The 10,796-nt window shown below is 66.7% G+C and carries 8 protein-coding genes; 3 read left to right on the top strand and 5 right to left on the bottom strand.

Translation table 11 applies throughout. From position 1 onward, the window contains the following. The 4 genes from ACFY3V_RS39415 to ACFY3V_RS39400 form a co-directional block, all read right to left on the bottom strand. Positions 1–1,172 (bottom strand): trypsin-like serine peptidase (locus ACFY3V_RS39415; RefSeq protein ID WP_389780425.1); only part of this gene is annotated, 1,172 nt, incomplete at its 3' end. Between the two features lie 468 nt (positions 1,173–1,640). Next, positions 1,641–2,801 (bottom strand): hypothetical protein, encoded by a 1,161-nt coding sequence (locus ACFY3V_RS39410; protein ID WP_362907164.1) that lies wholly within the window; start codon positions 2,799–2,801, stop codon positions 1,641–1,643. A 125-nt stretch (positions 2,802–2,926) separates the two neighbouring features. Beyond that, positions 2,927–4,117: a hypothetical protein gene (locus ACFY3V_RS39405; protein WP_362907166.1), complete on the bottom strand. Its 1,191-nt coding sequence runs from the start codon at positions 4,115–4,117 to the stop codon at positions 2,927–2,929. A 216-nt stretch (positions 4,118–4,333) separates the two neighbouring features. Next, positions 4,334–5,893, bottom strand: a complete 1,560-nt coding sequence (locus tag ACFY3V_RS39400; RefSeq protein ID WP_362907168.1) for a hypothetical protein — start codon at positions 5,891–5,893, stop codon at positions 4,334–4,336. A 486-nt stretch (positions 5,894–6,379) separates the two neighbouring features. On the opposite strand from ACFY3V_RS39400, the gene ACFY3V_RS39395 reads away from it, so the two are divergent. Then, positions 6,380–6,811, top strand: coding sequence for an SSI family serine proteinase inhibitor (locus ACFY3V_RS39395; protein WP_362907172.1), 432 nt, complete (start codon positions 6,380–6,382; stop codon positions 6,809–6,811). A 139-nt stretch (positions 6,812–6,950) separates the two neighbouring features. Here the strand turns inward: ACFY3V_RS39395 and ACFY3V_RS39390 are convergent, their stop codons facing one another. Further along, positions 6,951–8,066, bottom strand: a complete 1,116-nt coding sequence (locus ACFY3V_RS39390) for a serine protease (RefSeq protein ID WP_362907174.1) — start codon at positions 8,064–8,066, stop codon at positions 6,951–6,953. A 712-nt stretch (positions 8,067–8,778) separates the two neighbouring features. On the opposite strand from ACFY3V_RS39390, the gene ACFY3V_RS39385 reads away from it, so the two are divergent. Both ACFY3V_RS39385 and ACFY3V_RS39380 read left to right on the top strand, forming a co-directional pair. Beyond that, the gene (locus ACFY3V_RS39385) at positions 8,779–9,660 is read left to right on the top strand and encodes a hypothetical protein (RefSeq protein ID WP_362907176.1); all 882 of its coding nucleotides are present in this window, start codon (positions 8,779–8,781) and stop codon (positions 9,658–9,660) included. 142 nt (positions 9,661–9,802) lie between these two features. Next, complete coding sequence (locus ACFY3V_RS39380; RefSeq protein ID WP_362907178.1) at positions 9,803–10,765, top strand: zinc-binding dehydrogenase; 963 nt, start codon at positions 9,803–9,805, stop codon at positions 10,763–10,765. Positions 10,766–10,796: the final 31 nt, after the last annotated feature.

Here is a 10,796-nt window from a genome sequence, read left to right as displayed (position 1 = left end):
CCGAACACGAACACCGTCTGCTGCGGCTTCTGGTTCCAGGTGAAGCCCTGGCCACCGACGTTGTCACCGAGCTTGCCGGTGTCCTTGATGAAGCCGTCGATGACGTAGAAGACCGTCTTGTAGTACGACTTGATGTCGGTCTTCTTCACCCAGAACTTGAGGTAGTAGTGGGTGATGGTGTAGTTGCCCTTGCCGTCGATCTTGCGGTAGCCCGGGCCGCTGTAGGCGTCGTACTGAGCCTTGGTGACGTGCTCGACCTTGGTGGCCCAGTGAGCCTTGGCACCGTTGGTGCCGTGAGCGCTGGGGGCCTTGTCGTAGTCGTCCTTGGAGACTTCCTGCAGCGTCAGCACGGCGCCGGGGTAGTTCGGGCCGACCGGGTCCTTGACGGTCTCGGCCTTGGCCCACGCGGCGGCGGTCTCGCCACCGTGCAGGTCGACGGTCTTCTTGTACTCCGCCTCGGAGATCGCGACGTCCTTGGCGAACTTCGCGCCGGTGGAGGCCTCGTAGTCCTTCTGGCTGACTTCCTTGGCGGTGCCGCCACCGATCTGGACACCGTTGTACACGGTCACGAACGCGTAGTCGCGGTCGTAGTCCTCGTAGTTGGCGAAGTCGTAGTGCGTGTACGCCGTCTTACCGACGTAGATGCCCCACGGGGTCTTGCCCTGGTAGTAGCCGGGGACGAAGACCCAGTTGTCCATGACGCTGGCGTCGGCCTTGTCGTCGTAGACGCAGTGACCGGCCGTGGCGACCAGGTTGCGGTACTGCGACTGGATCGAGGTGGCCGAGCACCACTTCAGCGCGCCCTTGGAGTCAACGAAGAACACCTTGCCGATGGACTTCGGCAGGTTGATGTTCTTGACCTTCGCGGCGGCCTTCTTCTCTTCACCGGTCGGCTTGACCTCGCCGGGCTTGCCGTCGGGGGTGTAGCCACCACCGGCGTTGAGCTTCGGCGTGGCCTTGGTCTCCCAGGTGTAGGGGGTGGCCTTGGCCAGGTTGTTCGTGACGCCGTTGGCTGCGAGCCAGAACTTGGCGACGTCGACCGCGGCCGGGGCGTCCTTGGCCATGGTGTCGTAGGCCCAGTCCGGGGCGGCGTTGGCGGTGCCGGCCAGACCAGCGGCGAGCAGTCCGGTGGCCAGAACGGCGCCACCGGCGGGGAGGAGGATGCGCTTCAAGGGAACTCCTTGGTCTGATGTGGGACGCCTCTTGCGTCCCAAACCTCAGTAAAGGGATTGCCAGAAACATACAGCGCAGATCTTGAACACCGGAAGCCGGTTCGAGGGGGAAGGGGGGAACCCGGCGGCCCGAGACCGTTTCGTGATGTTTAGACACCTCTGCTGCCGATATTGCGATAGAGGTTGGACAGAGTTGTTTCCGCAGGTAGAGGTAAGCGTGAGGCGAAAGTGACTGATGGGGTGTGATCGATCTGTCAGGGCGAGTCATGATCGACATGTGATGCAGATCACATTAGATTGATGGCACCGATTTCGGAGCGGGCACGTCTAACGCCCTCACATCCGGTCGGAAAAACTTCCGGATCGCCCCGTGCAACGCTTTTCGGCCCCGGAAAACGGGTGCGGGACCCGGCGCCGCGCGCCGGGTCCCGCGAATGGTCGGGGCAAGGGCCCCTCAGGAGATGCGAGTCACCTGTAGAGCTCGCCGTTCGGGCCGACGATCCTGCCGGACCACACGTTGGCGGCCTTCTTGTAGATGTCGGCGGTCTCGCCGTCGAAGTACGGCGAGGTGATGAGGTCGTAGCGGTCGTTCTGGTCCTGGTCGCCGAACAGGCTGGTGACGCCGTTGACGAGCCCCAGGCGGGTGGAACTGCTGTACTGCGAGATCCACGGTCCGCCGTCGGCGCCCGGGGTGAGGGCGCCCTTGAGGCCGACGTGCTCCTCGACCTTGTGCGCCGCGGAGACGTACTCCTTGCCCGACGTCTTGCCGTACACGTACTTGGGCGTCACGCCGGTGTAGGGCTTGTTGCCGTCGGGGTGCGGGGCGGTGGGGTAGCCGAAGGCGTAGACGGTCTTGCCGGTCCTCTGGTTCCAGGTGAAGCCCTGGCCTCCGACGTTGTCGCCGAGGCGGCCGACGTCCTTCGACAGCAGGATGTGGTAGCGCGAGCCACGTGACCACTTGGGGCCGCTGAACCCGTTGTACTCACGCTTGGTGACCTGCTTGACCCCGTTGAAGGCGACGCCGTTGTAGACCGTGACGAAGGCGTAGTCCTTGTCGTAGTCCTCGTAGTTGGCGAAGTCGTAGTGCGTCCACGCCGACTTGCCGACGTAGATGCCCCACGGGGTCTTGCCCTGGTAGTAGCCGGGGACGAAGACCCACTTGTCGAGGGTGTCGCTGTTGCTGCCCGGGTCGTAGACGCAGTGGCCGGCCGTGGCGACGAGGTTGCGGTACCTGCCCTGGATCGAGGTGGCCGAGCACCACCGGTACTCGCCGTTGACGACGAAGAACACCTTGCCGATGGTCCTGGGCAGGTTGACGTTCTTGGCGGTCGACGGGGTGCCCTTCTGCGAGCCGGTCGGACCGACGCTGCCGGGCCTGCCGTCGGGGGAGAAGCCGCCGCCGACCTTCATCTTCGGCGCCCCGGGGTCGGGGTTGTAGACCGTCGCCTTCTTGAGGGCGGCGAAGTTCGAGGCCGCCCAGAAGTTGATGACCGAAACGGCCGAGGCGTTGTTCCTCGCCATCGGGTCGGTCGCCCAGTCGGGGGCCGCCTGGGCGGTGCCGACCAGGGTGGTGGTCAGCAGGGCGGTGGCGGCTGCGACGCCACCGAGGGGGAGAAGAGAGTGCTTCAAAAGACGAGCTCCTTGCGCTGCAACGTTCCCGGACATCCGGGAACTGCGGGACGACAAGCAACCTATGCAGCGATCGGCGGAGCAAACCCCGTATAAGGGTCTCTTAAGTGTCTCTTAAGGCGGCGTTATGATCGGGGCGCCTGCTGGGTCGCGGCCCAGTGGTAGACGACATAGGTCGACGCGATGAAGTACGGCGAGGAGATCCTGTCGAACCTGCGGTCGGTGTTGACGTCCCAGGCGAAGCTGTTGACGCCGTTGAGGTAGCCGAGTCCGTTGCGGTAGGAGATCAGCCAGGGACCGCCGCTCGCGCCGTTGGTGAAACCGCAGGTCAGGGCGATGCCCTGCTCGACCAGGCGGGTGGGGGCCTTCACCTTGATGGTGCGCCCGTCGCACCACTTCAGCCGCTGACCGTCGTAGGGCCGATAGCCGTCGGGGTGCGGGGCGGCGGGATAGCCGAAGGCGACCGTGGACAGGCCGGTGCCGCGGTTGGTCACCATGCCCTGCCCGCCGACGTTGTCCTCCAGGCTCCCGACGCTCTCCATCTCGTAGCTGCCGGACGTCTTGCCGGCCTTCCACTTGAAGCCGTCGTGCACGGTGACGAACGCGTAGTCGTAGTCGTAGTCGCCCTGGCCGACGAAGTCCTCGTGCAGGTTGAGCGAGTGGCCGACGTAGATCCCGTACGGTGTGTTGCCCTTGTCGTAGCCGGGGATGAAGATCCAGTACTCGGCCTGGCTGCCCGTCTTGGCGTCGTAGGCGCAGTGCCCGGCCGTCGCGACCAGATTACGGTTGGCCGCCGCCACGGAGGAGGCGGAGCACCAGTAGTCCTTGGCGCCGATCCGGAAGAACACCTTGCCCACGGTCACCGGTGAGCCGCCGGAGGACGGGACCCGCTTCTTCGGGAGAGTGGGCTTGACGACCGGCGCGGCCTTCCCGGACGTGGTGGAGCTCTTCCCGCCGGTGGTCGCGCCGCTCTCCCCGCTGCCGGATGCCGCGGCGGCCGTGGCGCTTCCCGGCGTGGCGCTTCCCGAGGGGCCGCTGGAGGAGGGAGACGCGGAAGGGGGAGACGCGGAGGAGGGAGGATTGCCGGGCGTGGCCGGCACGTTGTCCATCGCCTGCTTGAGCCTGGCCGGGCTCCAGTACTCCGCGATCCGCTTCATGTCGGCGCTGCTCTTGGTCAGCGTGATCGAGGTGATCCCGTTGGGGGGGCCGTACAGCGGGGCGGCCGCCGCGCTCCCGGCGAACGCGAACGTCATGGTCACACAGGCGGCGACCAGCCCGCCGAGTGTGGCCGTGAGCCGCCGAGCGCGGGAGGGCATGGGGGGATCCTTTCCGGGGACCGGGGAGTTTCTGGTGGCTACCAGGGGCGTAAGGGGTGATTTTTCCAGATCAACTTGGTTTTGGGCAGTTCGTTGGACCGATCCGCTCTTACTCTGTTACCTGATCAGTGTGCCTGACGGTGTATAAGCACCCCGTGAAGGTGGAAAAAGGGGCCCGATGTGCACCGGGCCCCTTCTCGTTCACGAAGCCTGTGCCTAGGCGGGAAGCTTCCCGGTCCAGAGGTTGGCGGCGTGCTTGTAGATGCCGTACGTCTCACCGTTGAAGTACGGGGTGGTGACGCGGTCGTAGCGCTTGTTGCCGTCGCTGTCGATCGTGAGGCTCACGACACCGTTGAGGTAACCGGTCCGCTTGGCGTTCTTGTACTGCAGCAGGAAGGGTCCGCCGCTCGCGCCAGGGGTGAAGGCGCACTTGATCGCCTGGTGCTCCTCGGCCTTGTAGGCCGCCACGACGGGCGCGGCGGTGGTCGTGCCGTAGCACCACTTCTGGGTGTGACCGGAGTACGGCTTGTTGCCGTCGAGGTGGGCCGAGGTCGGGTAGCCGAACGTGAAGACCTTCTTGCCCAGCTTCTGGTTCCAGCTGAAGCCCTGGCCGCCGACGTTGTCGCCGAGACGGCCCGCGTCGGCCACCGTCGAGATGTAGTGACGGTAGATCACGTACTTCACGGACGCGGTCTTCTTGATGTACTTCACCACGAAGTAGTACGTGATGGTGTAGTTGCCCTTGGAATCGATCTTCCGGTAGCCAAGGCCCTTGTAGCTGTCGTACTCGGTCTTGGTGACGTGGTCGACGCGGGTCTCGAGCTTGGAGCCGGCCTTGGGCCAGTCGGACTGCGGCAGGTCCTTGCCCTTGAGCGTGACCTTGTCGTTCTTCAGGCCGTAGACCTCGCCGGCGACCTTCTCCCAGGTCCACTTGTCCGTCTCGGTGGCGACGGCGAGGGCACCCTTGAACTGGGGGCCGACCTCGTCGTCGGAGGAGACGTTCTCGACCTTGCCCAGGCCGCCCTTCTGGGTCCACTTGTCGTAGGTCTCGAAGTCGACCGTGGTGGCCGACTCACGGCCGACGCCGCCCTTGTCCATGTGCGCCTTGAAGGTCTTGTAGTCGACCTCCTTCTCGGGCTGCTGCTTGATGCCGTTGTAGACGTTGACGAAGGCGTAGTCGTAGTCGTAGTCCTCGTAGACCGTGAAGTCGTCGTGGGTGTTGACCTTGGCGCCGACGTAGATGCCCCAGGGAGCCTTGCCCTGGTAGTAGCCGGGGATGAACACGAAGTTGCCGTACGGCTTGTTCGTGTCGGTGTCGTAGACGCAGTGGGCCGCGGTGGCGACCAGGTTGCGGAACTTCGACTGCACGGCGGTGCCGGAGCACCAACGCTCCTTGCCCTTGTCGTCGACGAAGAAGACCTTGCCGACGGTGATGGGGAGGTTCACGTTCCGCGACTTGCCGGCGCTCTTGCCGCCCTCACCGGTGGGGGCGACGACGCCGGGCTTGCCGTCGGCGGCGGCCTTGGCGGCGCCCGTCTTGGTCAGCTTGGCGGAGACGGTGGAGTCGGCGGTGTAGGTCGCCGCGGACTTGAGCTTCGATGCCGTCCAGTAGCCCGCGATGGCCTTCGCGTTACCGGAGGGGGTGAGGGCCGACGACTTGATGTCGGGGTTGGCCGTGCTCGCCTGAGCGGTGGCGGGGAGGGTGGCGCCGATCATCGTGGCGGCGGCGAGGGCGCCGCCCACGGGGAGGATGAGGCGCTTGGCTCGGGAGTTCAATGAAGCTCCTTCTTTGTCATGGGTCGTCGCTCGGGACGGCAACCCACGCATGCGTAAAGAGACAAGAGGTGACCGTACTCGGTAAAGATGGGTTAAAAAGCTATAAAACGGGCAGTCAGTTGGACCGTTATATTTTTGTTACAGAATCCGTGGAACCGGGAACCCGTGGGGACCGTCTGATCTACTTCATCTTGATCGGCGCCTCCGCCGCGGGTCATGTGACCGTATGAACTGGGGAAACACCGGGGCTGGTAGCCGTCTCACGAGTGCGGGAGAGGGCAGGCTGGGTCGCGGCATCCGCGTCACACGTCATCGGGGGATCTCATGCGGCGTCGTCTTCTCTGCCTGGCTCTCGCCGGCCTCCTCCAGTTCTCGGGCACGGCCACAGCGTCCGCAGTGTCCGCAGTGTCCATGCCGCCCCGCGACCCCGTTCCCGGACCGCAGAAGACGTGGCCGTTTCCGCGTCCCGATGACCGAGGACCGCAGGTGACGAGACCGCTCCCGCTCCATCCGGGCGAGCCCGCCCAGATCATGCCCGCACCGGTGAGACCGTTTCCCGGGGAAATGCCCTCGCGGGGCGGCAAGGTGCTCGTGGTGAGCCTCGCGCGGGGAGAGAAGCCTCTGCCCGCGCTCGGACACGCCCTGCTGCTGTGCGATCGGCCCGGCGGCACCCACCCCGACGCGGTCCACGCGTGCGCGGTGCTCGCCAACCTGCTGGGCGATCCCGGAAAGCTCAGGCCGAGGCCGGGGGTGGCCTGCACGTTGGAGTACGACCCGGTCACGGTGACCGCCACCGGGATCTGGAACGGTCGCTTCATCCGGTTCGAACGCACCTACGGCAGCCTCTGCTCGATGCGGGCCGCCACCGGCCCCCTCTTCGCCCTCACGGACGACCTTGGGAAGTCGGTGGGTGCGTAGAACGTTCCCGTACGGGTGGCGGCCTTCCCCGAAGCGATCCGGAGACCGGATTCGTGGTCGGCCGCCACCCGTACGGGACGGGTCCTCCTCGTTCACTCCGGACGGCCGAATGGCCTTACAGCCGGCCGGAGCGCGCGAGTCAGCTGGTCCAGCGGTTGGCCGCGGTCTTGTAGACCTTGTAGGTGTCGCCGTTGAAGTACGGCGAGGAGATCTTGTCGTACCGGTCGTTCTTGTCGGTGTCCCAGGCGATGCTGTTCACGCCGATCAGGTAGCCGGTCCGGCTGGAGTTCTTGTACTTGTAGATCCAGGGGCCGCCGCTCGCGCCCGAGGTGAAGGCGCACTTGAAGCCGACGTGCTCCTGGACGTTGTACTTCGGCGCGGCCGGCATGGCGCCGGTCGTGCCGTAGCACCACTTCATCGTGCGGCCGGAGAAGGGCTTGTCACCGTCGGGGTGCAGGCCGGCCGGGTAGCCGAAGGAGAAGACGGAGTTCTTCACCTTCTGGTTCCAGGCGAAGCCCTGCCCGCCGACGTTGTCGCCGAGACGGCCGACGTTCTTGATGATCGGCTGCCACTTGCCGTCCTTGTCCTTCTCCCAGTTCACCTTGAACCCGGAGTGGACGTTGACGAAGGCGTAGTCGTAGTCGTAGTCCTCCTTCACCACGAAGTCGTCGTGCGCGTTGAACCACTTGGCCGCGTAGATGCCGTAGGGGTTCTTGCCGTCCCACGCCTGGTTGCCGTCCCAGTAGGACGGGATGAAGATCCAGTTGTCGTAGAACTGGTTGGTCTTCACGTCGTAGACGCAGTGTGCGGAGGTGGCGACCACGTTGCGGTACTTGCCCTGGACCGAACTGCCTGAGCAGTACTTCCAGCTCTTCGGGTCCGCCGGGTTGGCGCCGGGCAGGGTGAAGAAGATGCGCCCGACGGTGTTGGGCAGGTTCACCTGCTTGCTCTTGGCGGACTTGGTGCCCTCCGCGCCGATCGGCGGGACCGACCCGCCGGGGCCGTCGGGGCCCGCGGCGTTGGAGGACTTGCCGCCCTTGACGCTCAGGTCGACGTCGCCGGTGGCGTCGGTGGCCTTGCGCATGCGCTCGGGCGACCAGAAGGCGGTGGCCTCGCCTGCCGTCTCGGAGGCGGCGGAACTGACCACGTCCTTGGGGGCCGTACCGGCGTTGGCACCGGTGGTGGCGCCGATCACTCCGGCGATCATGAGAACGCCGGTGAGGGGGATCGTGAGGCGCCGTGCTCGGGAATTCATGAAGCTCCTTTCGTTCTCAGCGGGGAGACGGGACTTCTCCTTGCCGGGAAAACGATCGGAACGTTACTGACTGGATCGAGCACTCGGCGGGAATTGACGGGAAAAAGTCTCGGCCGGTTCCATCCGATGCTGTCTCGTTATTTAAATAGCTATTTGTTATAGCTTAACGAATAGGCATTTCAGCAGCTCACCATGGCTGCGTGGCGGGCTCCGAGGCATCGCCGGCACCATCGGTAACAGCGATTATCCAGAGTTTCTCAAGTAACTCCGACACCTTCCGACCGTGGAGCGAAGTGACGTTCTTGATGCTGTGTCGCGGCTTCTCGTGGTCATTCTCCGGGAGACGGTACAGGGTTCTCGCGGACGCGAGAGCGATATTGGAACACGGGTCCCGCGACACGGATGTCGCACCACGGCCCCCGGAACACGGCCCCCGGCCCTCGCGCATCGGACTCCGGAGCACAGGCTCGGACGTCGAAGTCCCGCTCTCGTGCATCGGCCCCCGCAACACGGGCTCGGACGTCGTGCATCGGGCACCGGAACACAGACGTCGGGGCACCGGACGCGGCGGGCCGGGTGACCCGGCGGTGCGGCGGCACCTTCCCCGTGGGCATCGAATCTGATTCGTGACGGTACTGACACGGGTGCCGAGACCGCCGAGCCCCGAAGATGGGGCCGAGAACCGTACCTTCCGCAGGAGGCGGCCGAAGACGTGGCCGGTGGGCAGCACGACATCATCGAGGCGAGGTCCCAGGGGGGTCCGTGGCGCTGGATCGCCGGCGCGGCGCTGGTCGCACTCGTGGCGTGGAACCTGCTGACGGGCCGGGAGCCGGACGTGGTTCCGCCGCCCCCGCCGCAGCCGGTGCCCACCCGGGCGAGCGTCGTCGCGGAGCAGGTCCCGAACGTGCTTCACCCGCGGTTTCGCCAGGAGGGCGGCAGGGAGATCATCGACGTGGTCTTCCCCGACGGCTCGGCGGCGGAGGTGAGCTATCCGGCGGAGGTGGGACTCGCCAAGCTGGGGGTGCGGCCCGCGATGTCGGGCCGGCTCGACGGCGACCCCGGTCCTTACCGGCAACTGAACGTGCCGTCGGGAGGCCCGTCGGGGGTATCCCAGGGACGGCCGATGATCCGGCAGCTGGTCAAGGGGGTCACGCTCTGGCCTCCCATGAGCGCGGCCGAGGGGGAGGTGCTGCTGTTCGCGTTCGACCCGTGGTTCGTGGCGCTACGCGACCTCAAGAACGGCATGCCCTTCGAGCAGCGGATGCTCTGGGCGCGCAACCTGCGCGGCAGGGTGACCAAGGGCGGCTACCTCGTGCTCGACGCCAGGCCCCCGCTGCGGCTGGCCGCGCGGGGAGAGACCCTGCGCGGTGAGCCGCTGGGGCCGCAGCTGTGGTTCGGCGGGGCCAGGGAGACGCTGCTGGTGCTGGCTCCGATCCCCGGCTGCGACGTCGCGTCGATCGAACTCTCCGTCATCGAGCGGCGGCGCCGCTTCTCCGCCGAGACCTGCCAGGACGACGTGTACGTCGCGGCCTCGGGGGAGCAAGGACACGTCGAGCGGACGATGGCGGGCATAACCGTCAGGCGGACGACGTAGGGGGGCCGATCGCACGGGCCGCGTTCGCGGTGGCCGTCGCGGGCGTGCGGGGACGGGCTCGCGGATCGCGTGTCGTCGTGTGACCGGCGCGGGGGACACCCCGTTCGCGGTGGACCCGACGCGGACGGCGTAGGGTGCGGCCATGTTCGCTGTAACCGCCACGCGGATCGATCCCGACAATCCTCTCGACGGTCTCACGCTCGGTGAGCGCCCGGAACCCAAGGTTCCCGACGGGTGGGCCACCGTCACGGTGAGAGCCGCCTCGCTCAACCATCACGACCTGTTCAGTCTGCGGGGGGTGGGGCTTCGCGAGGAGCAACTCCCGATGGTGCTCGGCGCCGACGCCGCCGGGCTGGACGAGGACGGCAACGAGGTCATCGTGCACTCGGTGATCGGCAGCGGGGCCGACGAGACACTCGACCCGAAGCGCTCCCTGCTCTCGGAGAAATACGACGGCACCTTCGCCGAGCGGGTCACCGTGCCCCGGCGCAATCTCGTGCCCAAGCCCGCCGGGCTCAGCTTCGAGGAGGCCGCCTGCCTGCCGACCGCCTGGCTGACCGCCTTCCGCATGCTGTTCGACAAGGCGGGCCTTGAGCCGGGCTCGACCGTGCTGGTCCAGGGCGCGGGCGGCGGAGTGGCCACCGCGCTGATCCTGCTGGGCCGGGCCGGGGGATACCGGGTCTGGGTGACCAGTCGTTCGGAGAGCAAGCGGGCGCGGGCTCTGGAGTTGGGCGCCGACCAGGCGTTCGAGAGCGGTGCCCGGCTGCCCGAGCGGGTCGACGCGGTGATGGAGACCGTCGGCCAGGCCACCTGGGGGCACTCGCTGAAGGCGCTGCGTCCCGGCGGCCGGATCGTGGTCTCCGGCGCGACCAGCGGTGCGGTCCCGCCGGCCGACCTGAACCGCGTCTTCTTCCTGCAGCTTTCCGTGATCGGCTCCACCATGGGCACCCGCGACCAGTTGGGCAGGCTGGCCCGCTTCCTGGAGCAGACCGGCACTCGCCCGCTGATCGACCGCGTCCTGCCGATGACCGAGGCGCGCGAGGGCTTCGCGGCGATGTACGAGGGCGAGCTCTTCGGAAAGGTCGTCTTCACCCTGCCGGGATGAGCCCGGCCGATCCCGCGGGTCGTCCGGGCGG

The organism is Streptosporangium sp. NPDC000095, from assembly GCF_042899335.1.
Classification (GTDB): Bacteria; Actinomycetota; Actinomycetes; order Streptosporangiales; family Streptosporangiaceae; genus Streptosporangium.
Note: the sequence above shows the minus strand (reverse complement) of the source record. Positions and strands in the feature narration are given on the sequence as shown.

Excerpts from the sequence above, each read along its gene's own strand:
- ACFY3V_RS39390 (WP_362907174.1), bottom strand. The coding sequence starts at position 8,066 with ATGAATTCCCGAGCACGGCGCCTCACGATCCCCCTCACCGGCGTTCTC.
- ACFY3V_RS39405 (WP_362907166.1), bottom strand. The coding sequence starts at position 4,117 with ATGCCCTCCCGCGCTCGGCGGCTCACGGCCACACTCGGCGGGCTGGTC.
- ACFY3V_RS39380 (WP_362907178.1), top strand. The coding sequence starts at position 9,803 with ATGTTCGCTGTAACCGCCACGCGGATCGATCCCGACAATCCTCTCGAC.